This window comes from Pseudomonas sp. LBUM1669 (assembly GCF_059695705.1).
In genome coordinates, this window is sequence record NZ_CP166784.1 from 2,128,064 (window position 1) to 2,152,016 (window position 23,953).

The 23,953-nt window shown below is 56.7% G+C and carries 22 protein-coding genes and 1 pseudogene; 18 read left to right on the forward strand and 5 right to left on the reverse strand.

Annotation, left to right across the window (positions count from 1 at the left end; translation table 11 throughout):
* Positions 1–27: 27 nt before the first annotated feature.
* Together ACA051_RS09915 and ACA051_RS09920 are read right to left on the reverse strand one after the other, a co-directional pair.
* Positions 28–894, reverse strand: coding sequence for a phage portal protein (locus tag ACA051_RS09915; protein ID WP_497336801.1), 867 nt, complete (start codon positions 892–894; stop codon positions 28–30).
* Positions 806–2,869 carry a terminase large subunit domain-containing protein gene (locus tag ACA051_RS09920; protein ID WP_497374535.1) on the reverse strand — a complete coding sequence of 688 codons (2,064 nt, stop codon included), beginning with the start codon at positions 2,867–2,869 and terminating at the stop codon, positions 806–808. The genes ACA051_RS09915 and ACA051_RS09920 overlap by 89 nt, the downstream gene beginning before the upstream one ends.
* A gap of 162 nt (positions 2,870–3,031) precedes the next feature.
* On the opposite strand from ACA051_RS09920, the gene ACA051_RS09925 reads away from it, so the two are divergent.
* The 17 genes and pseudogenes from ACA051_RS09925 (at position 3,032) to ACA051_RS10005 (ending at position 17,396) form a co-directional block, all read left to right on the forward strand.
* Entirely contained in the window at positions 3,032–3,934 is a 903-nt protein-coding gene (locus ACA051_RS09925; protein ID WP_497374537.1) for a GPO family capsid scaffolding protein, read from the forward strand.
* A gap of 1 nt (position 3,935) precedes the next feature.
* A complete protein-coding gene (locus tag ACA051_RS09930; protein ID WP_497374540.1) occupies positions 3,936–4,952 on the forward strand; it encodes a phage major capsid protein, P2 family in 1,017 nt (338 codons plus the stop codon).
* Complete coding sequence (locus ACA051_RS09935; RefSeq protein WP_497374542.1) at positions 4,952–5,863, forward strand: lysozyme; 912 nt, start codon at positions 4,952–4,954, stop codon at positions 5,861–5,863. Before ACA051_RS09930 ends, ACA051_RS09935 begins: the two co-directional genes overlap by 1 nt.
* Complete coding sequence (locus ACA051_RS09940) at positions 5,860–6,327, forward strand: lysis system i-spanin subunit Rz (RefSeq protein ID WP_497375533.1); 468 nt, start codon at positions 5,860–5,862, stop codon at positions 6,325–6,327. The genes ACA051_RS09935 and ACA051_RS09940 overlap by 4 nt, the downstream gene beginning before the upstream one ends.
* A gap of 32 nt (positions 6,328–6,359) precedes the next feature.
* Positions 6,360–6,647: a putative phage tail assembly chaperone gene (locus ACA051_RS09945; RefSeq protein ID WP_497316696.1), complete on the forward strand. Its 288-nt coding sequence runs from the start codon at positions 6,360–6,362 to the stop codon at positions 6,645–6,647.
* A gap of 23 nt (positions 6,648–6,670) precedes the next feature.
* Positions 6,671–6,811, forward strand: coding sequence for a DUF6890 family protein (locus ACA051_RS09950; protein ID WP_185045103.1), 141 nt, complete (start codon positions 6,671–6,673; stop codon positions 6,809–6,811).
* 6 nt (positions 6,812–6,817) lie between these two features.
* Positions 6,818–8,800: a phage tail tape measure protein gene (locus ACA051_RS09955; RefSeq protein ID WP_497374544.1), complete on the forward strand. Its 1,983-nt coding sequence runs from the start codon at positions 6,818–6,820 to the stop codon at positions 8,798–8,800.
* Positions 8,797–9,114, forward strand: coding sequence for a DUF2590 family protein (locus tag ACA051_RS09960; protein ID WP_497374546.1), 318 nt, complete (start codon positions 8,797–8,799; stop codon positions 9,112–9,114). The genes ACA051_RS09955 and ACA051_RS09960 overlap by 4 nt, the downstream gene beginning before the upstream one ends.
* On the forward strand, positions 9,111–10,286 hold the full coding sequence (locus ACA051_RS09965) for a baseplate J/gp47 family protein (protein WP_497374547.1): 1,176 nt from the start codon (positions 9,111–9,113) through the stop codon (positions 10,284–10,286). The genes ACA051_RS09960 and ACA051_RS09965 overlap by 4 nt, the downstream gene beginning before the upstream one ends.
* Positions 10,279–10,500 (forward strand): annotated as a pseudogene (locus ACA051_RS09970) (phage tail protein); the annotation flags it as partial. The gene ACA051_RS09965 and the pseudogene ACA051_RS09970, both read left to right, overlap by 8 nt.
* A 448-nt stretch (positions 10,501–10,948) precedes the next feature.
* The gene (locus ACA051_RS09975) at positions 10,949–11,659 is read left to right on the forward strand and encodes a DUF4376 domain-containing protein (protein ID WP_497374549.1); all 711 of its coding nucleotides are present in this window, start codon (positions 10,949–10,951) and stop codon (positions 11,657–11,659) included.
* On the forward strand, positions 11,656–12,576 hold the full coding sequence (locus ACA051_RS09980; RefSeq protein WP_497374551.1) for a hypothetical protein: 921 nt from the start codon (positions 11,656–11,658) through the stop codon (positions 12,574–12,576). The genes ACA051_RS09975 and ACA051_RS09980 overlap by 4 nt, the downstream gene beginning before the upstream one ends.
* Positions 12,573–13,115: a baseplate complex protein gene (locus ACA051_RS09985; protein ID WP_497374553.1), complete on the forward strand. Its 543-nt coding sequence runs from the start codon at positions 12,573–12,575 to the stop codon at positions 13,113–13,115. The genes ACA051_RS09980 and ACA051_RS09985 overlap by 4 nt, the downstream gene beginning before the upstream one ends.
* A gap of 2 nt (positions 13,116–13,117) precedes the next feature.
* Complete coding sequence (locus ACA051_RS09990; RefSeq protein WP_497374555.1) at positions 13,118–13,822, forward strand: hypothetical protein; 705 nt, start codon at positions 13,118–13,120, stop codon at positions 13,820–13,822.
* Complete coding sequence (locus ACA051_RS09995) at positions 13,795–14,745, forward strand: hypothetical protein (RefSeq protein ID WP_497374557.1); 951 nt, start codon at positions 13,795–13,797, stop codon at positions 14,743–14,745. Before ACA051_RS09990 ends, ACA051_RS09995 begins: the two co-directional genes overlap by 28 nt.
* Position 14,746: 1 nt before the next feature.
* Positions 14,747–16,651, forward strand: coding sequence for an SGNH/GDSL hydrolase family protein (locus tag ACA051_RS10000; RefSeq protein WP_497374559.1), 1,905 nt, complete (start codon positions 14,747–14,749; stop codon positions 16,649–16,651).
* Positions 16,652–16,670: 19 nt separating this feature from the next.
* Entirely contained in the window at positions 16,671–17,396 is a 726-nt protein-coding gene (locus ACA051_RS10005; RefSeq protein ID WP_497374561.1) for a hypothetical protein, read from the forward strand.
* Between the two features lie 46 nt (positions 17,397–17,442).
* On the opposite strand, the gene ACA051_RS10010 is transcribed toward ACA051_RS10005, so the two are convergent.
* Complete coding sequence (locus ACA051_RS10010) at positions 17,443–18,099, reverse strand: DUF2931 family protein (RefSeq protein ID WP_497374563.1); 657 nt, start codon at positions 18,097–18,099, stop codon at positions 17,443–17,445.
* Between the two features lie 11 nt (positions 18,100–18,110).
* Entirely contained in the window at positions 18,111–19,964 is a 1,854-nt protein-coding gene (locus tag ACA051_RS10015) for a PAAR domain-containing protein (RefSeq protein ID WP_497374565.1), read from the reverse strand.
* A gap of 753 nt (positions 19,965–20,717) precedes the next feature.
* Between ACA051_RS10015 and ACA051_RS10020 the strand changes: the two genes are divergently transcribed.
* Complete coding sequence (locus ACA051_RS10020) at positions 20,718–22,841, forward strand: AAA family ATPase (protein WP_497374567.1); 2,124 nt, start codon at positions 20,718–20,720, stop codon at positions 22,839–22,841.
* A 234-nt stretch (positions 22,842–23,075) separates the two neighbouring features.
* Here the strand turns inward: ACA051_RS10020 and ACA051_RS10025 are convergent, their stop codons facing one another.
* Positions 23,076–23,852, reverse strand: a complete 777-nt coding sequence (locus tag ACA051_RS10025; protein ID WP_497374569.1) for a hypothetical protein — start codon at positions 23,850–23,852, stop codon at positions 23,076–23,078.
* Positions 23,853–23,953: the final 101 nt, after the last annotated feature.

Sequence of the window (23,953 nt, forward strand, 5' to 3'; positions counted from 1 at the left end):
TGCTTTACTCATTTCCTGTCCCTGATATCAAGGGGACTCCTCAACTGCTGGAGACTCCCGCCAGCCAATCCACCGATCTGGTCTCAATGAGTCGTTGAGCTGATTGAATAACTGGCAGATCGGGCGAATTTCATTGCTGGTGTATACGCGATCGATCTTTTCGATATCGCCAAAGCCTGCGTTGTTTTCCGGAATGATGCCCGCTAGTGCGGGGTTCATCCGCCAGGCAGCGATCACGTCATTACGCGTGATGTTCTTGACCTTCTCCAGCTCGTCCTTGGCCTGGAAGTCCCCCACCGGGATGATCTGAATCGCTTTCTCGGTACCGCCCGGGATGTTCACGAACAGCGATCGAAAGTTACCCACACCCTTGCTGGCACTGATCTGATCGCGCAGAGACACTTCGTCTTCTTCGGTCAGGTTCGGGTCGTTGGTGTAGAAGATGTAGCCTGCGTGTGCACCGTTGCTGTAGTAGCGCCGGCGAAAGAGGGTAGCGGCCTCATTGAGCAGCAGCGCCTGCATGCCACCCAGGTACTCGGGCACGCCATAGATGTTTTGTTCCACGTCATAGTTCATGACGTGCTCAACCTCGTCCTCGCTGAACTCCAGCTCTTTGCCGTCTTTCTGCAGCATCACAAACCCGCCACCCACTTTCACCCGCATGTTGATCGCCGGCAGATGATCCATCTCCAACACCTGGCCGAAGGCATTGCGGTTACGGCGAAAATACGCCTCGCCGAACACCATGAAATCCAGCGCTGCGCAGCTCATGGTCTTGATCGAGCAGCCTTTGGACGATACGAACTCACGCAGCAACAGGTTGCGTTTGAATCCCGGAATAGCGCCGTGATGCGCGTTGGCGCGTAGCAGTTTGGCTAGGCCTTGGCGCGACACCGGCGGCGTGTAGGTTCGCCCGTCGTGGGTGGCGAACACGCCCAGGTAATGCCCGATGTTTTCGCTCAGTACCTGCTCCGGCGCACCGAATGAAAAGGCCCGCATCGGACCGGTTGCCGGTGGTTGCTGCTGATTTTTTTCTGGTTTGCCCATGGGTGCTTGATCCGCTGAAGGTGTAGCGGCTGCGCCGCTGTTTGTTGGTGTTGAGGGGTTCATGGGCGAGGGCATGCATGATCGCCCAGGCAATGTCGGCGTGGCCGGAGGCGTCGGTGCGCGAGGCGCTGTAGGTCACTTGACCGCCGCCGGTGGTGCCGCGCTTGATCGTCAGGAAGGCTTGTGCGATATCGTTCCAGCCGGCGTCCCACTCGATGCGGCTGCCTTGGATCGTGTCCTGCGCCTTGAGCACCAAGGTGTTTTTGGTCTCAAGGCTGTAGTGGATCGAGGTCGCACGCGGGTAGAAGTCGCGCACCAGGTCGAACACGCCATAGCCGATGCCGGTGGTGTCGATGCCGATGTGCTGCACGTTGAAGCGCTCGGTGAGTTTTTTGACCTGCTCGGCCTGGTACTTGAACGACTGCCCCCGCCAGCTGTGCTTTTCCAGAATCCGGAACTTGCCGCCGTTCTCGAGCGGTGGGGCGATGACCACGCAACTGGCATCGTCGCGGGTGCGGCTCGGGTCGTAGCCGATCCAGACCGGGCTGTTGCCAAACGGACGCGGGTCGTCGGGGTCGTAGTCGGTCCACAACGATTGGTCGGAGTAGCAACGCTCCAGGTCTGCCAGGGAGAAGGCGCTTTGTGTGCTGTCAATAAACTTGCACATGAACAGCTGCTGAAATTTGTCTTCGTCGTACTCCAGCTGCAGCTGCTCGAGGTCGAACAGATCGCAACCGCCAGTGATGGCGTCGAGAATCGTAATGACCTTGCGCCATTGCCCGTCCGGACACAGCGAACCCGCCGCCGCTTGCGCTTCACTGGGCCACGGATCCTTGGCGTTCTTGCGTTTGCTGTTGCGGAATTTCTCGCCGGTCCAGAACGGATAGGCCTGGTGCGACACGGCGCTGGGCGTCGAAAAGTAGGTCTTACGCCACTTCTTGTGCGTGGCCATGGCACTGGCGACGGTGTTCAGTTTTTCGAAGTCGCGGATCCAGAAATATTCGTCAACGTAGACGTGGCCATGGTGACCCTGGGCGGTGCTGCTGTTGGTGCTGAGAAAGCGCAGCTCGGCCCATGGCTTGCCGTCTTTGCTCAGGACGATCGGGTTGCCGGTCAGCTCCAGGCCGAACCACTCTTGGGCGAACGACACGATGTAGCTACGGAAAATCTCGGATTGGGCGCGGCTGGCGGACAGGAAAATCTGGTTGTCGCCGGTCAGCACGGCGTCCATGAAAGCTTCGCCGGCGAAGTAGTAGGTCAGGCCCACCTGGCGGCTTTTGAGAATGTTGCGGATCCGACTCGTCAGCGGATTCTGTTTGGCGGCAAACAGCTCCTTTTGGTAGCCGTACATTTTGCTGATGAACTTGTCGAGAAAGTCGACTTCGGTCAGTTCGCCGACTTCGTTTTTAGCCTTCTTCTCACGCTTCTTGCCGCCCTTGTCGTGGCGATCGCCTCGCTCTCGGCGCTCGCTGCGTTGCCCTTCACGGCGCTGGCCATCGTCCGCCGGCGGATCACCGATCGGCGCCGGTAGCGGTTTTACGGATTGCTTCAAAAGCCGATCGCGAATGGTGGTCAGTCGATCGAGTTCGTCCAGGTCTCCTTTGGTTAGCGACGTGGCTTTATCCAGGAGGAGGGTGATCCGGCGTCCGACGGCGGTCAGCGGTTCTTCATCCGACAGCATGTCGTCCCAGTCACCCTGGCGGATCCAGTAGTAAATGATCCGGATGTTGGGCAGGGACAATTGCGCCTGAATTTCACGCGGCTTGCAGCGGCGCAAATAAAGGCGTTTGGCGGCTTCTTTTAGTTCGGGGGCGTATTGCATGGCCGCAGTCTATGCGGCGAAAACGCCGGAAACGCGGGGTTAAAATCCGTGTTCGTCCTATATCTGCGAAATAGGACCATCGCAAAAGTGAACCGTTTGTTTGGTGGTCGGCCGGTGCCTATCGTGGTGGCTCAAATCACCGATTGAGCGCAGTTATCGCCCATGCCCCGTTCCCTTGTTTCGTTCTGGAAACGCGTCGCCACCAGCGGCACCACCGCTGACGGTCGTGAAATCCTTCCCCAGGAACTGCGCGATATCGCTGAGACCTACAGCCCAACCAAGTACACGGCGGTGATCTGGTGTGAACACGAACGCTGGCCCGGTGCCTACGGGACCGTCTTTGCAGTACGTCTGGTGGAAGAAGCGGATGATCTGGAACCGGGCCAAGTCGGTTTGGAAGCCCAGCTCAAGCCTAATGACAAGTTGCTCTGCCTCAATGACCAGGGCGAGAAGCTGTTCACCAGCATCGAAATTACCCCGAACTTCGCGAACAGCGGCAAAGCCTACCTGTCCGGCCTCGCCGTGACCGATTCCCCGGCCAGCCTGGGTACCCAGGAACTCTACTTTTCCCGCAAGACCGGCGAGCCCGTGCATTACGCCGCCTCTGTTCCTCTCGGCGAGTTGGGTGATGAGGAGCCAAAGGGCGAAATCGGCAAGTTGACCAGCCTGCTGGCCCGCCTGTTTAAGCGCTTCGCTGTTGACGACACCGCCACCGAAACGACCACTCCCACCGAGAGCAAACCCCCAATGGATGAAGCTACAGCCAAGGCGTTGAAGGCCTTGAACGAACAACTCGGCCTTGTCGTCACCGGCCTCGCCGCCGTGATCGAGCCCGTGACTGTTGAAGTCACCGCCCCGGCTACCACTGAAGTCGATGACGTCAAAGAAGCCGTTGACGCGATCGTGACCCAGGCCGAAACGGATCGTGAGTTCGCCAAGCAGGGCGGCGACAACAAGCGTCTCGATCGTATCGAAGCGCTGCTGGAAAAAGCCTTCAACACCACCACCGGTCTGCCGCTGCCGAAAACCACCGGTTCCACCGACACTAAAAAGCGGGTGCTGTGACATGAGCCAGCAATCTTTGAGCAATCGCGCTCTGAAGCAATACGCCGCGCTGCGTGAAGCGATCGCCGAGACCTACAGTGTCGACGTCTCTCGCCAGTTCAATGTCGAGCCGAGCATTGCCCAGGAACTGAACGACAAGATCACCGAGCGTGCGGATTTCCTCGAACGCATCAACGTGGTGCCAGTCACCGAGATCAAGGGTGAAAAGGTCATGTTCGGCGTGAATGGTCCCGTGACCAGCCGCACCAACACCAAGACCACCGACCGCGAAGCCAAAGACGTTTCCGATCTGAACGGCCTGGGCTACGAGCTGTTTCACACCGAGTCGGATGTCGGCCTGCCGTTCGCCAAAATCGACAGCTGGGCGAAGTTCCCGGACTTTGCCGATCGCTACTCGGCGGCCGTGCAGAAACAGATCGCCCTGGATCGCATCATGATCGGCTGGCACGGTTTGACCGCTGCCATCCAGACCAATCTAGCCACCAGCCCGATGCTGCAGGACGTGAACAAGGGCTGGCTGCAATTGGCCCGTGAACAGATTCCTGAGCAGGTGCTACACGAAGGTAAAACGGCCGGGAAAATCACCCTCGGCGCCGGCGGCGATTATGAAAACCTCGACGCCCTGGTGCATGACACCAAGCAGATGATCGACTCCGTATTCCGTGACGGCGGCGACCTGATCGCCATCGTCGGCAGTGACCTGTTGGCCAGTGACAAGGCCAAGCTGTATTCGAACCAGGCGGGCAAACCCACCGAGAAAGAACGCATTGAAAGCGCCCAGGTCATCGCGACCTATGGCGGTCTGCCGACCTTCACCGTGCCGCACTTTCCGGTTAACGCCGTGGTCGTCACCAGTTGGGACAACCTGTCGATCTACTTCCAGGACAGCAGCTGGCGCCGTCACCTGATCGAGAACCCAAAGCGCTCCCGCGTTGAGGATTACAACGGCCGCAACGAAGGCTACGTGATCGAGCAGCTGGAAAAATTCGCCGCCGCTGAACACGTGGAGTTGATCTGATGAGCCTGGCCCTGGCGCACAAACGCCGCATTCAGGCCGAAGGTCCAGCCGCTGAAGGTGCCAGTGCAGCAGCGGTGGTGTATTCCGCTTCCACCGCGCTGGCCAGCCCAGCCAACGCCAAAAAACACCTGAAGCTGATGGAAGACGCATTGGCCCAGGACCTCGAGCGACTGAGCGCGATCGATAACCTCGGATTGCGCCAACAACTCAAGCGTGACGAGCTGGTGCCCAAGTACCTGGACTACGTGCAGCGTTACCGGTGTGACAGGTGCCATCGACTGGTCAGCGGTAGCCTACATGCTGACCGCGCTCTACATGGTGCTGCAGATCGTGCTGCTGGTCCCCAAGTACCGTCAGATGCTGCGCGACTGGAAGGGCAAGTTATGAACCTGCGCACCAAGATCGCCACCGGCGCCATTGCGCTGGTCAGCGCTTCCTTGCTCGGTTTTCTAGGTCAATGGGAAGGAGAGGGCCAGAACATGGTCTACCCCGACCAGTTGGCCCGGGGACTGCCAACGGTTTGCAAAGGCATCACCCGCCATACCAGCCCTTATCCGGTCGTGATTGGCGACTACTGGTCGGACGCTCGCTGTGACCAGGTGGAGCAGTTGGTGATCGAGAAAGGGCAACTGCAGCTGGCCGATTGCATCACCAATCAGCACGTGGGGCAGAACACCTTCGACGCGCTGAGTAGCCACGCGCACAACTTCGGTGTGCCGACGACGTGCGCCAGTCGAGCGGTCGGCCTGATCAACGCCGGACGCATTGCGGACGGCTGCAAGGCGATGGCCTGGGCTCCGGATGGCAAAACACCGGTGTGGGCTTTTGTTACCGACGCCCAGGGCCGCAAACAGTTCGTTCGCGGACTGCATGCGCGGCGTCTGGCGGAAGCGAGCCTGTGCGCGCAATGACCATCCCTCCGTTGCGCCTCGTCCTTTTTCTTCTGCTGTCCGGGCTGCTGGTCTGGATCGCATTTGACCAGGTGCGCGATCAGCTCGAGTCCGCTCGCCGCGAACGCGACGGCGTGCAGCTTGAGGTGACAGGCCTGCGCGAAGCGGCCCGCGTCAGCGGTGAAATGTTGGCCGACCGCGATGCGATCGATCTTCAACGTACCCAGGAGCTGAGCCATGCGCTCAATCAAAACGATGACCTGCGCCGCGCTGTTGACGATGGCCGTCAGCGGCTGCGCCTCGCCGCCACCTGCCGCACCGCAACGCCCGCCCAAACCGGCGCCGGCCGCGTGGCTGATGCAGGCACCGCCGAACTCACAGCAGACGCTGGATCGGATTATTTCACCCTCAGAAATCAACTTGCCCTCAGTCGGCAAATGATCCTGGGCCTGCAGGACCACGTGCGCCGGATCTGCCTGCGCTGACTGTCACCTTTAAACCTGAATGGAACAACGACATGACCGAAAAACGCGATATCACCCTGGAAGTCGGCGACAAAGAATTCACCTTCTCCATGACCCCGCAGGACGTGACCAAGTACTTCAACGCGATGACCGCCAACAACAAGGTGTCGCCGTCGCACAACTTGCTCAGCAACACCGTGGCGGCCGATCAACGCACCGAGCTGCGCACGCTGTTGGCCAACCCGGTGATGACGATGCAGATCTCCGGCGCGCTGCTCGAGGAGTACGCCCCGGACGTTGAAATCATCGTAAAAAAGCACTCGAGCACGCTGAGCGCCTGAGTGAAGACGGACTGGGTCAACTGATGACCTTGTCCAGTCGCTGGCTGCCTGGCGCGGAGCCCACACCCGAGGTGATGGGCGCGGCCAAGTGGCTGGAGGACGAACACTGGAGACGCATGGAAATCGCCGTGGCTAACGGCATCGCTCATGCACTGAATGGATAAATACACATGGCTGACCGCGCTGCTCGCCTGGCCTTCATCTTGAGTCTGACCGACAAGGTCACCGCGCCCCTGGGTAAGGTGAAAATGGGGTTTTCCGACCTAGCCGAAAAGAGCGAAAAGAACATCAAGACGATGGGCTTGGGGCTGGGTGGCATGGTCGGTGCGGGTGTGGCCATTACCGAATCTTTGGCGCCGGCACTGGAGATGAACCGCGCCCTGGGCGAGGTCCGCTCGTTGGGTGTGGCTGAGGATGCGTTGTCCGCGCTCAATCAGAAGGCGTTGGAGTTCTCGGTTACCTACGGCGAAAGCGCCCGGGACTTTGTCGCCTCGGCGACCACCGTAGAGGGCGCCATCAAGGGGCTGACCGGTAATCAGTTGGCGGTGTTCACCAATGCTTCCGACGTGATGGCCAAGGCGACCCGGACCGACGCCGAAACGATGGGGCACTACGTGGGCACCATGTACAACCTGTTCAAGGGCCAGGCCGACGCCATGGGCAAGGGCGAATGGGTGGAAAAACTCGGCGGCCAAACGGCGCTGGCGGTGCAGCTGTTTCGCACTGACGGCGCGCAGTTGAAGGACGCGTTCAAGGAAGTCGGCTCGATCGCCACCACCGCCGGTGTGGACCTGGCCGAGCAGTTCGCCGTGATCGGCTCACTCAGCAGCACCATGGAAGGCGGGGACGCTGGCGGCATCTACAAATCATTTTTCGAGAACATCGGCGGTGCTTCGGAAAAGCTGGGAATGAAGTTCGTCGACCAGAACGGCAAGTTGCTGCCGATGCTCGACATCCTTGGCAAGCTGGAGGGCAAGTTTGGCGACCTGAACAGCGCGAGTACCGGGACCAAGCTGATCGAAGCCTTCGGCGGGGAGGGCGCCCGCGTCATTACCGCATTGACCAAGGACACCGATCGCCTGCGCAACGGCATGGACCAACTGGGAAAAGTTCGAGGTTTGGAAAACGCCGAGAACATGGCCAAAGCAATGGTCGATCCGTGGCAACAGTTCGCCGCTGCCGTCGAGTCGTTGCGCATCGCCTTTGGCCAGGTGCTGATTCCGATCCTGGCGCCACTTATGGATAAGCTGGTGGGTATCGGGAAAACCCTTAGCCGCTGGACGCAGATTTTTCCGAACATCACCCGCGTGATCGGCATCACCACGCTGACGATTTTGGGCATCGTGGCCAGCATGTCGCTGCTCACCCTCGTCGTCGGGATCGCCCGAACCACCTGGCTTGGGTTGGTCACGGTGTGGAAAGTGGTGCAGTTGCTCAATCTGCGCACGGCTGCCGGGTTCGTCCTGCAGAAGCTGGCCATCTTGGCCTATACCGCCGTGATCTATGGTCTGAGCGCCGGACTGGCCGTCATTCGGGGCGCCATGCTGCTGTGGCAGGGCGCGATCTGGCTGGTCAACTTTGCCCTGACCGCCAACCCGATCGGCGTCGTGGTGATGGGGATTGCCGCCCTGGTCGCGCTAGTCATTGCCGCCGTTTACTACTGGGACGAATGGACCGCCGCGCTGCTCAACAGCGAGGCTTTCAAGTGGGTCAGTGACCAGTTCAAAACGCTGTCTGACTGGTTCGGCTCCATGGGCGGCTGGTCGAGCATGGCCAAGGGCGCGTGGGACAGCATCGTCAGCGTCTTTTACAAAGCCATCAACAGCCTGATCGAAATGATCAACAGCATCCCGGGCGTGAACATCGAGGCGCGCTTTGGCGGCATGCCAGAAGTGCCGGGTGTCGACGCGGCGTTGAGCGCGGCCAACGCCGCCAGCACCGCGCAGAAAACGCAGCAGACCATCAATGCGGCAATCCCAAGCCTTTCGCCGTCGCGGGCCTCCGCTGTGCCCCCGGGCGGGTTGCTGACCAGCATTCAGAACACCAGCAGCCAGAACAAGGGCACCCACGTTGAAAACGTGAACATCCACACCGCCAAACCACTGACCCCGCTGGAGCTGGAAAACATGGTCGCGATGGGGGTAGGCGGATGAGTCTCTACATCGATCTGCTGATCACCGAAAACGACCTCACCCTTGACCCTTCCAGTCAGCCGCTGCTGGTGGACGACCGGGCCAGCATCGCCCAGGACATCGGTCACATGATCCGCGAAAGCGGGCTGTTGGTGACGCAGGTCGCCGAGCGCGATCGCTTCCGTCAAGCCGACTGCATTCAGCAACTGGAACTGCTGGTTGAGGCGGACGTGCGCCTGGTACCAGGCACCGTCCGCATCCTTGAAGAAGGGAAGGGCAGGTACCTGGTCACCGCCAAAACCGTTGAATTCGGATCTGTCGAGGTAGTGTTGTGAGTGACGTAGATTTCAAGCAGGCGTTGAGTGACGCCGGTATTCCGACGACCGAGGCCAAGCTGCGCGCTGCATGGGAACTGGAAGTCGTCGCCCAGGGCAGCAAGTTGAGCAACACCAGTGCCTGGTCGCCGTTCTGGCGAGTGATCACCGCCCTGGTGACCAAGCCGGTCATGTGGCTGATCGATTTCATTGCCGGCACCGTGTTGCCGAACTTCTTCGTGAAGACCGCCACCGGTGCCTGGCTGGACATGTTGGCCTGGGCGGTGAACGTCACCCGCAAACCGGCGACCAAGGCCGAGGGGTTGCTGCTGTTCACCCGAAGTGCGCTGGCTGGGCTGTTGGAAGTTCCGGCCGGCACTCGGGTGCAGTCGATCGCGATCAACGGCAACGTGTACGAACTGGTGACGGTGGCAGCGGCCAGCTTTGCCGATGGCGAATCCCAGATCCGGGTGTTGGCCCGGGCCAAGCAGGCCGGCAGCGGATTCAATCTCGCACCAGGTTACTTTTCCATTTTGCCGGAGCCGGTGCCCGGGGTGGTCCAGGTGGTGAACGCTGACGGCTGGCTGAGCCAACCCGGCGCCGACACTGAGCCTGACGACGAGCTGCGTTTGCGAGTGCGCAACCAGTTCTCAGCCGTCAACCAATGGCACACCGATGCCGTGTATCGCGCCATGATCGCCGTGTTCCCCGGTGTGCAGCCCGACGGCGTTTACTTTGAGCACAACGCGCCCCGGGGCCCCGGCAGTGCCAACGCGTTCGTGCTGTTCGAAGCCGACTCGCCGGCGGATACCTTCCTGGCTGAAATCAACCACTACATCCGCGACCAGGGCAACCATGGCCACGGTGACGACCTGCTGGTGTTGGAGATGCCCGCCACGCTGCACACGGTGACGTTGACGGTCTGGCCCAAGGCCGAAGTCGGTGCCGAGCGCTGGCCTGCGTTGAAATCTGACATCGAGCTGTTCATCCGCGCCGCGTTTCGTGAGAGCACCGCCAGCGACTACCAGCCGACGCTGACTCACCCCCAATCGCGTTTTTCCTTTAGCCGCTTGGGCGAGGAACTGCACCAGCAATTCCCAGGCATTGATTCGCTGGACTTTGACAACGCGGACATCATTTCAAAGCTGACCATCCCGCGCCTGTCCGGGGTTGAGGTGATGTTGAATGCTTAAGTTGAGCCTCCCGTTCTGGCTTGACGGGCCGGAGCTGGCCAAGCTGAAAGCGGCCACGCAAGCCTGGTGGATCAAGGTCGAAGAGTGGCTGCACTGGCCGTTGCTGCAGATGGACGCCGAGACCTGCCACTTGAGCGTGCTCGATCTGCTGGCCTGGCAGCGCGACATCCAGCGCTTTCACGGCGAGCCCGAAAAGCTGTATCGCCGGCGGGTGACGGCGTCAATACCTTCAACCTGCCGGACCCACGCGGCAAGTTCATCCGCGTTCTGGATGACGGTCGCGGCATCGATGCCGGCCGGGTATTGGGTAGCTCTCAGGCCGACGAAGTTCGTAACCACAACCACACGGGCAGCGCCAGCGCAGCGGGCGCGCACAACCACACCGCGTCAAGCGATGCTCAGGGTTCCCACAGCCACCAGGTGAAAGAAGGGTCAGCGGTCCCGAGCATGCCGGGTGGCGAGATCTTGGCTTCAGGTGATGACGTGACTCAGGCGGCCGGCTCTTATTCGACGACCTCCGCCGATGGCTTACACGCCCACAACATCAGCGTGAACGCAGTGGCTGCGCATAGCCACGTCATCACCGTCGGCTATTCCGGGGGAGCCGAAACACGCCCGCAAAACATCGCGTTCCTTGCCTGCATTAAGTATTGAGACCCGCCATGGATACCAAAACCGTTTATCAAACCGATCACCTGGGCATCTTCACCGGCAAGACCGTGGCCGATCGTTCGCCGTTGGAACCAGATGTTTGGTTGATTCCCGGCGGGTGTGTTGAACTCGCGCCGCCGGCGGTACCGGAAAGAAAGGCGGCGTTCTGGGATGGTCGACGCTGGCAGTTGGTTGACTCTTATCAAGGGCTGACGGCCTACAACATCCAGACCCGTGAGCCCCTGGTCATCGAGCGTGCGGGTTCGCTGCCGACCGGCTACACGCTGGAAGTGCCAGGCCCGGGGCAGATCTGGGGCAATGGTCACTGGGTTGACGACATCCCGGCCGTGATCGAGCTGCGCTACGTTGCCCAACTGTCGACGGTCAACACGGCTTGTCTGCAGGAGATCACCGGCGGGTTCTGGTCGTCGGTGTTGGGCGATCGCTTTTTCTACGAAACCCAGCTTCAGGATCAGTTGAACCTGACCAGCATGATTTTGCGCGGCTTGGGTGGCGTATTCCCCTGCCAAGATCAAGCCGGGGTGAAAGCCTTTCTGGAACACACCAGCGATCAGCTACGCCAGATCGGCGACGAGTTCACCGACTTTAAGCTGCAACGTCTGCTCAAAGCCAACGACCTCAAGCAAGCCTTGGCAGCGGCGCGATCGACGTCGGATCTGGACGCGCTCAACGCCGTGGTGTGGGAGTCCACGCCGGTATGAATTGGGCACCCATCACCATGCGCTGGCCGGAGCAGTCCACCCAGTGGCTCGCCGACCTCGAGGCGGCCAAGGATTTGGCGAGCAGCGAACTGACCAGCACTGGGCAACGCCTGGCAGGTTTGGCCGATCTGGCCACCACCTCTCCAGGACCGGTAGGTGCTGCTGCAGAAGCGGCCGTGGCCGCTGGCCGCGCCGGGCTCAGTGAGGCCTTGGGCGAAGTACCGGCCTGCCTGGTGGTGACGCCCTTTCAAAGTGGTGTCGGACAGGGGCGTGGTAACCAGCGTTATCTGTCCGCGCCGAACTTGCTGCAGCAGCTGGGCGAGAAGCTGGAAGACACCGGCGACGACGGTCGTCCTGCCGGGGCGCGTTACGCCTTGGCGGTGATGTTCCTGGGCACGCGTTACGACAAGTTCGCGGCGACCTTGTCCCGATTCAACGCCGTGCTGCCCATGCCTGACCTGCAGCGCGCCGAACGGCGAGCGAAAAACCTGTTCGCGCTGGACGCTGAAAAGTGGGAACTGCCTACCGCCGGCACGCTGCCGCGCTGGGGGGCGCTGCCCCTGGAGCGTTGCACCGTGACCAAGGCCGCCACCCAAACCTTGAACAGTCAGCTGTCGGCACTGGAAAGCTACGCGGACAGTTCGCCGATGGCGGACTTGGGGCGACTGGCTGCCCGCAAAGCCAGCCAGGCCCAGGCACAGGCCCAACAGTTGGCCGACCTTAAATCGCAGTTCACCGGCGGCACTGCAGACGACACCATGCGCGCCCGCTTGATCGGTCCGGGGAATGCCGCCGAGTTGCGGCACCAGCTGCTGCAGGACGACGCACCTGGGCACGAGTGGGGATTGTCGGCCGGCGTGCTGTTGGTCGGCTCCCTGAAAGGGTTGGGCTTTGTTCGGGAACTAGTGGGCCTATGACCTTACTGCTTGATGGCGAACAGGTACGCGGCAAAAACCTCAAGGTCACCGCCAACCTGCGAATCGAAAGTGACGACTTGTCCGGACAGACCAGCAACACCGACTCGGCCCACAAAGGGTTCAAGCCCAAGACGCTGGCGGTCACGTTGCTGATTCCGTTTGTCGATGAGTCGCAGCTGCGCAACTTGATGCGCCTGGCCGAGGCGACCGGCACCGGTGGCCAGCTCAAAACCTATCGACTGGTCAACGACACCGCGTCCGCGTTCGGCGTGCGCCAGGTGCAATTCTCCGACGGCGTCAGCGCCCGGGAAGACGACTCGCTTCGTGCCTGGCTTGTTCAATTCACGCTGGCGGAAAAGCTCTCCAACCCCGAGCGGGTCGAGACGCGGCGATCGGCCAAAGATGTCACGCAGCAGGGCGCCCCGGGGCAGTCGGTGACCGCACCAGGTGCAGGTGAACCCGGCGCACCAAGTCAGGAACTGAGCGGTTTTGAAGCCACCCTGAAAAAGCTGGATAACTACCTGGGCGGTGGGGCTTGAGCATGAAACTGCACAAGGTGCTGACCATCGGTGGCGTGGTCTATCCCCTGATCGCCGATGACGTTCGCCTTGAACTGCGCACCCCCGGCCGCGCCACGCTGACCATTCAAGCGGCGGCGTCGGTGAAGGGGCTGGTGACGCTCGATATCGGCTACAACGACAGCCCGCTGCAGCGTCACTTCATTGGGTATGTCGAGCGTTGCACGCCGTCCAATGCGATCGAGCAAGTGCTGTTCTGTCGTGAGCTCGCGGCGATCCTGGCCAACCCCTTGCCGCTCAATCTGCGCCATGCGGATCTGAGCACGGTGCTGAGCGAGATCAACCAGAAAACCGGGCTGAGCTTTCGAGTGCCGGACAAGGCATACGCCAAAGTCAAAGCCCCGTTCTTCTACAACCTGGCCGCCGGCTATCAGGCCATGGACAGCCTGTCCCGGGTGTTCGGGATCCCCGACTTTATCTGGCAGCAGCAAGGCGACGGCGAAGTGTTTGTGGGCAGTTGGGCTGACGGCTTTTTCGGTTCCCGATCGCCGCTGCAGCTGCCCGTCGAGCTCTTCAACGGCTACCAAAACAATCATAGCGCGATGATCGCGGCCCTTCCCGGGTTGCGACCAGGTGCATCCATCAACCAAGGCGAGCGGATCACCAACGTGACGCTCGCCGGCAACCAAATGGCGATCCGATGGAAGACGCAATCCGCCGCAGCGTAGAGCGGCAATTTCCCGAACTCACCGGCGGTTATCACCTGCCGCGCTTCGCCCGTGTGGTGGGTGTGGCGGATGCCCCCGCCGGCGCCGGGATCTGCGACGACTTCCGTCCGCGCTTTGCGGTGGACCTCGAACTGTTGGGTGAGGACGATGAGCCGGATCCGGACTTGCCGGTGCTCGCCGGCGTGCCGCTGCCCATGCCCATGGGCGGCGATGAGATGGGCTTTTTCGCGTTCCCTGAAGAAGGGACGCGGGTCGTCGTGTCTTTCGCCTATGGCCTGCCAAGCAAGCCGTTTATCCAGGCGATCCTGCCGCACGGGCTGAGCCTGCCAAAGGTGCCGAAAGGTGACCAGGTGTGGCAGCACAGCGAGGCGGCCCAGCAACGCGCCGACGCGGACGGCAACTGGCTGCGCCAGACCGATGGGCGGATCCAGGACAAGTCGATCGAACGCGAGGTTGAGAGCCTGAGCAACGTCGAGCGCCACCAGAGCAGTACGGTGGCGGTGGACGACCATTCGACCGAGTCGGTCGGGGGCATCAAGACGATCGAAGCGATCGGCGCGCTCAAGCTGCTGTCGGGCGGATCCGCCAGCCTGGCCGCGCTGGATGACCTGCACCTGGCCAGCGGGCGCGACCTCAATCAGGTGGTGGGCCAAAAACTCAATCTGACGGTGGGAGGCGAGCTGCTCGAGCGCATCGAAGGCGCCCGCCGCAGTATCGCCCCCAAGACCTGGCTGGGTTCTGAGTCGGTGAACGTACTGCAGGTGCTGTGCGATCTGATCGACCTGGTCACGCAGATGAACACCGAACTGGCGGCCCACGTCCACGGACCGAGCCCTGTTCCCGCCAACGCTGCTAACTTCACTACCAACGCCGGTACCGGCCTACAGCTTACTGGGCAGCTCAAGCCCATCACCGGAGCCTAATTTGGAACTCAAGAGTTTTTTTGCACAGGATGACCTGGGCAACGCCTTGCCAGGTGCGACCTGCTACCTGTACGAGCGCGGGACCGAGAACATCGTTTTCGGTTTGCGTAAAAGCAACGGCTTGGGGTTGTTGAACCCTTTCCTGGTCGACGCAAACGGACTGGCGCAGTTTGCTGCACCGAACGGGCTGTATGACCTGCGCATCACCAAAGGGAAACGGGATTACCGTTTGCCTGTCCAGTTCCTGGACGTCACTGAGTCCTTGGCGGAGGCGAACGGCGCGGCGTTACGCGCAGAATCGGCAAGGGACGCCGCCCAGTTGGCCGCCGGCGTGAAAGCCAGTACGGCGGAAGGGTTGCGCACGACAACCGACGGCATGTTCTTCACGGTGGTTTCACCGGAGAACGCCCAGTCGCTCATTCTGTTTAAAAATGAAGCGGGGGTGGCGGTTGAGCAAACGCGCTACCCGAGCTCGACCGCCGTTGAAACGATCAACAACTTCGTTCAGAGCAAATTCAAAGTTCAGAGCGTCAATGACACGTTGGTGGCTGTGCGTGACTCTGCTGGACATGAAACGTGGATGGGCATCAACAACCGGGATGGCGGGCCGAGCAATTGGGCTCTGAAAATGTTGTACAAGTACCTGGGCGTCAAGCCAGCGTATGTCCCGGGGCTACTGTATGCGTTTCCTGATGCCCTGGGGCGTCTGACTGACTTGTCGATCCGTGACACAGACGGACAGGTGCCGGACTGGGTGATCTTTCGTTGGGCCAAGCGGCTGAAACCGCTGATCGGCAGTGACGACAGCCATCCAAAAACCGCTTACAACAACATTTCCAACCTGCCTAAGTTGCGCATGAAACAAGGCCAGATTCGCGCCGGTGTGCCTGGGGTAAAGCTGTACCTGAAAATCATCGGCGACTCATATTCCGCCGCCCACAACTTCTACATGAATGACCTCACCCGATTTTTAGCCAAAGACTTTGGCTTCGGCGGTTCGGGTTACATCGGCTTCAACCACGGCTCGTCCCTGGGCACAAAAAACTTCCTGTACACCAATGGCAGCCTGACCTACTTCGGCGGTAGCTGGACGCTATCGCCACTGGGTACGGCCAGTCCCGATAACAGGACGATCAAGGCGGGGGCTGTGGGTGATTACGTGAGCATCACCGCCGTCGACACCGCGGATATCTCGACCGCAGCGACGAAGGCGAAGCTGTTGTTCCTGGGTGACGGCACGAGTTCCACCCTGCGGTATCGCTGGGGTGATGCCCAGGAGTGGAACACGCTGTCTTTGTCCGGGGTTGGCCCCCAGCAAATGCCTTTCCCGGTCCTGCCTGTCGGCAGTAACTGGAAGTTCCGCATGGAAGTCGTCACCGGCACGCCGACGCTGTTTGGCATCTACACCGAAAACAGTGCATCGGGGGTGGTCGTTTCCAAGTGCGCGGCCAGCGGTTCGGCGTCGGGTGACTGGTACAAGAACGATGCAGCCTGGTTAACGCAGCAGAAGTCCGCCACGGGCTTCATTCCTGCGGACGCCGTGCTGGTGATGCTGGGCGGCAATGACCAGGGCGCGTCGGTTACGCCGGCGACCTTTCTCGCCAACCTGCAGGGCGTGGTTGCGACTCACCTGGAAGTCCATCCCGGGGCATCCTTCATCGTCGCCATGCGTTGGGACACCACGCGATCCAGCCAGTACCCCATGAGTGCCTACGCCAAGCTCGCTGCCGCATGGTGCTGGACGCAGTGCATTGCCTTTATGGATATGCAATACGCCGCCATGGGCGACCCCGCGAAGTACGCCAGCACCGGCCAAACCCCGCTGATCAGTGATGACAAGATCCATCCGGATCCGGCGAAGGGTGCCCCTGTGATTTCTGAATTTTTCTACACCGCGCTGCGCTGAACGCAGTAAGGAGCATCAAATGTTTTCCCTCGTGATTAGCGCACCTGGTGTGTTGTCCAACCCGCTGCCCGATACGCCAACCATCCCTGATGTGCAGTCGAACATCATCTACGAGCTCGATGCCGCCAGTCTGGCAGCGCTGGCCGACGGAGCCGCCATCGACACCTGGCTGGCAAACGGGCCGGCGCCGATCGTCAACCGCACCTTTAATTTCCAGTACACGGGCTGGGGGAAACCGAAGTTTTCGCTGACCGGTGGCCCAAGCGGTAACCCAGCCGTTTTATTTGACGGGACACAGCAGATCGGAAACGGCTCGGGGACGGTCGCGGTCGCGCAGTCGATGACTTACGCGATGGTCGTGAAGGCTTCTGCCTTCGCAGCGAATCAGGCGCGTCTGATGGCTTCGGGTGCCCAGATCCTCGCACCAGGTGCGAATGGCTTCTATGAAAGTATCTCAGCGGCCAGTCGACTGGAAAGCGGTGATAAATCGACCGAGTGGACGGTCATTCTTGCTGTTTTCGACGGCCCAACCTCAAAAATTAAAGTCGGTACCAGCCCTATCGTTGAAGGCGCGACGGGGGCGTCTGTCAGTGGGCGGAATATTCTGGGTGGCCAAGGATCGGCGCTGGCCACAGCAGGACTTGTGGGTGGCTACGCATTTATCCGAGCGTACGACCGAGCTCTGAATAACTCCGATATTGAAGCCGCTTCAGTTGAGCTGCATCGAGCCTACGGCCTGATGTAACGGACAGAAAAAAGCCCGCCAATGGGCGGGCTGAACAACCGGTTATTCACCAGCTTCCGTAGGGGATGCCGTTCTTTTCGATATAGCGTTTAGAGTCATCTTCCAAAGGGAAGTAACTACCATGGGAGAGTCCTAAAGCAGGCCCCTTGGGTTCAATCGTGGCTTGGCCGCGTGCGACTTTAATTGGCCGTTGGCACTGATCTCGCACCCAAATTTGTACTACCCCGCCAGGGGCAAGACCAAGTTGAACAGACCCTCCTGCTCGTAAGTCCTTTACTTCCGGATATTCCAGGCAATCTTTTGTCACTGCATCGCGCAATATTTGCCGCGCACTTTCCGGTATTTCAAACCAACCTTGGTAGGTTTGCGGCTCGACAAGCGATTGCCAGCGCACATAGATACGAACAGGAATTTTGGCCCCTACTACGGTTTTTTCGTTACCCCCAATCCCCTTGCGCCAACCACGAGCGGCGTCTGCTTTACTGCTTTTTCCTCCCGCTGCTACGCCGCTCCCAACTCGACGATACAAGACGCCATCGATATCAACTACCGCACTGTCTTCTACCCAAACCCTCATAAAATTGGGTTCGGTAAAACCGAGTTCCCATGGCACTGCGTCTGGGTCCAGATGCTCTCCCGAAAGCTCTTTCGCTTGGCAGGCACCCACAAGCAAAGCCCCCAACAAGATCCATAGTGATCGCAAAATTTTGACTCCTAGTCGGGTACATGGGGATGTTGTACGCGAATCCCGTCCGTGGTTGGGGCATTAAAGTAGAGTAAACCCGCACTGGTCCGAGGTGTTGAACCTTGCAAGATTGTCGGTGGGTTCCAGCTGGCCGAGGTGTGAATGTACTTCAATTTGAGCAGTTGCTCCTCGGCGGGAGTTGTACTGTAGTCACCCGCGACGAAGCGGTCACACAGCGCCTGAAGCTCCGATGGGATGGTGTAAGTTGGATATTGCTCATCAAGGTGCTCAAACTTAACTCCTCGTTGCTTGGCCAACTCGTACATGACTCGCAGGTAAACCCGCGACAGCTCGCCTCGCACGGATTTCTTGAGCTGCAACGCCGCATAGACACGTTTGTAAGGGTTCAAACGATCCTGTTGAGATGGAGGTAAACCCCGAACATAGGGAGTCACGACCTCCAGCATTTCGGATGGCCAGCCTTTGGCTTCCCACTGCGCCTTCACCTGTTGCGCGTCGCGGTAGATCGAGGTGTATTTCACGTCTGTCGTGACGGGAACATCCAGCGCCTGCATAGGGCTGATCAGCAGGTTCTCTTCGGATTCAGGAAAGTACCCGCCGCCAAGATCCGAGTGGACACCGGGCAATGTGATTTCCAGGTGATCGGGTTTTACTCGATTCAAGGCGAAGTTGGCACGGATTTCATCCCGAGCAGCCAATTGGACTACATTGGGAAACGAGCTGCGAGATAGGTACAGTTTGAGCCCTGGTTGTGTTTGGCTACGTATATAGCCCAGATTGGCCAAGCCACCTACTGACGGCACAGTATCAAACAAGCCAATAAATCCAACGTTGATATCGTGATGGTATTCACCGCTGAAAGTTTCGTGGAAGGCTCGTCGAAACATCTTAATGGTTTGCCCCAAGGGGCCTTGCTGACCTAGAGCCACCTCATTGGCAAAGTGGCGTGCAGCAGCTGCGCCTCGGCTGAAACCAAAAACATCAAAAGTAAGGCTTACGATTTTAGAATCGGGGGAGGTCTGGAAAAGCCGGAAAATCCTTTTCCCAATTTCACGGAAAGCATCCTCTACTTTACCGCTTACGCCCGCTGTCCCGCGCCCCATGCTAGCGCCTAACATGCTGTCTGCTTGACCGGTCGACGTACCTATTCCGTCAACGTAAAGCATCTGGGACACGCTACCCTGGTGCGAGGACTCGTCAATCTCTTCACTTACATAATACAAATCGCTGAGTTTTTTTATGTTCGATGTATCGTTCGCGTAGCTGCTTTCCGGATCAGCCATATACGGTCTGCAACTGGCGTCCAGGTCCTCAGGCTTGATGGCGTGGGTTGCGCCACACAGCTGCCCCATCACGCTGTTATTCGCATTGTTCAATGTGCCATCGAAGAACACGCCAATGCGTAAAGTAATACCCACCGGTTTCTCATCATCGAGCTCTTCTTCCTCTTCTTCCTCCTCTAAAACCGAGACATCAGCAGTTACGGCCGGCGGTAGGGTAGACGCAGGTACAGTGATCGGGGGGGGGTAGCTGGAAGGCTCAACCAGATGCGCGAGCATCGGACCAACCGGCGAAACAGGTGCAGGTGTGAAGTTGTTGCCGATGATGATGCTCGATGACCCACCCGTAATGGTGTCGCCATGCGTTCCTTGTGAGCCGGTGACCAGTGCGGCCTGGCCATTGATCTGAACCGAGGACATGGCGGCCATGGTCAAAATACTGCCGCAGGTGGTGCAGTCAGTTACCCGGGCAGCGGGTAGACCATCAAAAAATACATTCGGTGATCCGGATTCGATGGCTGTTCCACCACAGCGAGGACAGCTCACGGTATCGGTCTTGCGTGCAGCAGGCTTGCCAGTCATTTTTGACTTCCATATCAGATTTCATAGAGGCAGTACCTTGCCCACACTCATAAATAGAAAACAATCAGACGTTTCCCAAACTCGACTACGTAAATAGCTCGTGTCCAGGTGTTGGAACACCAAAGCCTGAAAAATTCCCCGGTTCACAAAAAATCATCGGAAAAAAGCACTTATCCCCCTCCCGCCGACGGTGTTTGCGTTCCTTTTATGTGCAAATCGGGTGGTGGTGTAAATCAAGGCGGCGCCCAAGCCTGCTGCGGGGCCTGTGAGGTATCTGGCTATTTCACGGAGTGCAAGGTTTTGCAAAGAAGTGCAGCAGCTTTGCGCAACACCCAAAGCAAGCCAGGTCGGTGGCCGATTTCTAAAGGCCCCGGTTTGCAAGGGAGTGTCGTTCGAAAACATGCGTCTTATCGAGTTTTTGATTTCTTAATAGCTCGCACCAGGGGAGCTTTTGACGTGTTTCAGAATGGGTATCAAATTGCCTGGAATCCCCGGCGCAGGGGGCTTTCAGGCCGTTTAGCGCATTTCACAGGTGACCAGCGGTGAGATGGCCAATTCGGGTGACCGCAATCGACCCAAACCTGACGGTCGCGACGGGCAGAAATCGGCCATAAGCGGACGTTCGACTGGGAGATGCTTGAAAGCGAATTGCTGTCTTTTCCTGCTCATGATAAGAAAGCCCATCCGTGTACTGGCACCAAGCTACGGAACGACTATGCTCTTCTATTTCTATAAGTAGGATTTGGAGCAAATATGGCTTCGATAGGGATAGAAATTAGAAACTGCAATAATATTGACTTTGCCGCTATTTTGCTTGAGTTACAGAAACTAAACATAAAATTTGCGCCTAATGGCACAGGGAAAAGCACGATCGCCAAAGCTATTCTTCTTGGCGCGAAGCGAGATAACAATCTCTTGGCCGAACTTATGCCATTTAAGCTGCGAAAAAATAACCCTGAAAACAAGCGGCCTGAAATCACAGGCGCAGAACAGTTAAACACGATTATGTGCTTCAACGAAGAGTATGTCAGTCAGTTCGTTTTTCAACAAGACGAATTACTTAGCAACAGCTTTGATATATTCATTAGGACAGAAGTTTACAAGCTTATTGAGCTGGAAGCAGAAAAACTAGTTTCCGACATAAGAGACATCTTTTCAGATAACCAAGAGTTGGAAACCTTAATATCAACGCTAAAGGAAATGGGTGGTGCATTTCGCCTAAGTAAAGCTGGGTTGGATAAAAAGTCTGCCGGCATGAAAGGATTGTCTTCCGGCAATAAAATAAAACATGTTCCTGCCGGCTTGGAGTCCTACACTCCTTTTATCCAAAGTAAACAAAGCGTGAGCTGGATAGATTGGCAGACAAAAGGGTATGAATTTTCAGAACTTTCAGATAATTGTCCTTTTTGCACATCAAATGCAGTGGATAAAAAAGAGCAGATCAGAAAAGTAGGAGAGGAGTATGACAAAAACATTATCAAGAACTTGATTATCATAATTGGAGCGTTCGAGAAGCTCGGCAACTACTTGTCCGACGGGGCAAAAGAAAGAATTTTGGCAATAACAGAACTCACGGAAGGCCTTAACAAAGAACACGAGGAAGCTATTACTACTATAAAAAAACAAATTGATAACCTTGTCGAGAATCTCGAAAGGATCAAATCTGTTTCTACATTTCAATTCAAAGGCAATATTAAAGTAGCTGAGCAATTGCCGGCCTATAAACTTGATCTAAAATTTTTCCCTGAGCTTGACTCGACCAAAATGCAGGCAGCCATCCACCCTATAAACGCCGCGATTGACAAATTGATTGCGCGTGCCGGTGAACTTCAAGGAAAAATCAATCAACAGCGAAGCGAAATAAAAAAGACTGTAGAGCGTCATCAAAGAGATATAAATGAATTCTTATCCTATGCTGGATACAGCTATTCTGTTGAGATTGCAGGTGAAGATGATAAAGCTCAATTAAGGTTGAGACACATTGATCATGAACTGCATCTTAATGGAGGAACTCAGCACCTAAGCTTCGGCGAAAGAAATGCGTTTGCTTTAGTCTTGTTTATGTATGAATGCCTTTCTAAAAAACCGGATCTCGTCATTCTCGATGATCCAATCTCATCCTTCGACAAAAACAAAAAATATGCCATATTAGAAATGCTCTTCCGCAGGGAAGCGAGTTCATGTCTGAAGGGTAAAACTGTTCTGATGCTTACTCATGATGTAGAGCCTATAATCGATACAGTCAGGTCACTTTCAGATAAATTTAGCAATCAAACATCTACCTCATTTTTAAAATTTACAAGCGGGAAAATTTGCGAGTGCACTATCAGCAAAGAGGATATTCAAACCTTTTTCCAGATATGCGAAAGTACACTAGCATCTGAAAAAGACGATATTATTAAGCTGATCTATTTAAGGCGCTCTTTTGAGATCAGCGATAACAGAGGCGATGCTTACCAGGTGTTATCCAACTTACTACACAAAAGAGAGCATGCAATAGATACGAGGGAACAAAAAAACCCTGAAAACTTATATCCCGAGATGGAGCTAGTCAAATTTGACGACGGGCTTACTGATATTCTGACCCATATACCGCTTTTTTCCTATGCCAAATTGTTAAAGCGATTACTTGATATAGATCAAATGAGAGCCCTGTACTTGAGTTGCTCGAACGGTTATGAGCGGTTACAGGTTTTTCGATTATTAGATTTGGAGGTGGGAAATTCTGTGGTTAAGAAGTTCATCAATGAAACCTATCATATTGAGAACGAATTTATATGTCAGCTTAACCCTTCAAAATTCGACACAATCCCTGAGTATATTATTATGGAGTGCGAAAAAATAGTGAGAGATTCTAAAAAACTGGAACAGGTCTAACATTTCCTGCTTATTTGATACACTCTTTCGCGCAACCGAGGTCGGCATTGACATCCGCTAATCGTCGAGACAGCTGTTCGCGATCAAACGCTTCCGCCCCATATCTATCGGTCGGCAACGGCTGAATCCGGCCAATTATTTCGTTGCAATTTGTGAGAATCAGGCATTAAGATCTTAAATAGAGCTGTAAACTCAACAGCCAACAAAACTAATAAAGCGCGCACAGCCTTACTTTTATTGACTTGTTTCCTCTCGCGCCAACCTAATATATGATTTAAGCAGATCAAAAAACTTATTCGACTCCGCGGTAGGCACTTGCCCATCACAAAGGCGATCATAATAAGCTCCGACTTTTTCACGGGCCATATCTATATCTTGGCAATCATGATACTCAAGTTTCAAGCGCGAATAAAACTGATCTGAAGTCATCTTCAAACCAATCGCACCGTGTGCAAGGCCCAGAATCCGCTGTAACGAGTCAGACATTTCAGTATTAAAATAAACCGAAAACAGTGCGAACAATTCACCTATTTCCACAATAACATCCCTAAACGCAACGTATGAAAGCTCTGCCTTTTCTCTATATTGAATATACATCTCCCAATGCAGCTTGTGCATATCATTATCGTTTTCACTTTTAGCCACACCCGCCGCAGCAAGGGCTAATTCGCGACTTGATGATAGCATCTGATGTTTAAGAATAAGATTATTTAACTTGGCGACGGTGACAACCGCCTTCTTAAATGTATCAATTTTTACTTTAACTTCTTCCTTTGACCACAAATGGGCTTGTTGCTCACGCCAGATATCCATCTTATGAAGCTCAAGTTGCTTTGCGTAATCTGTTTTAACCGACTCAATCTTATCTGTAATATTTGCAATATCTTCCTTTGTGGCAAGGTTTTTTGCCTTTTCCTTAGCGTAATTCGGTAAATAATATTTTAGCAGCCATATAAGTATGCCAATAGAGGCAAGCATTGAAATGTTGACCACCAGCGATAACACTTGCATATATCCATCCTTATGGCTACAAACAAAAATCAATCAAAACATGTATTTCTAATCGCATACTCCAGCTGTAACTATTGCTGCCTTCAAAACTTGCGCTAAAA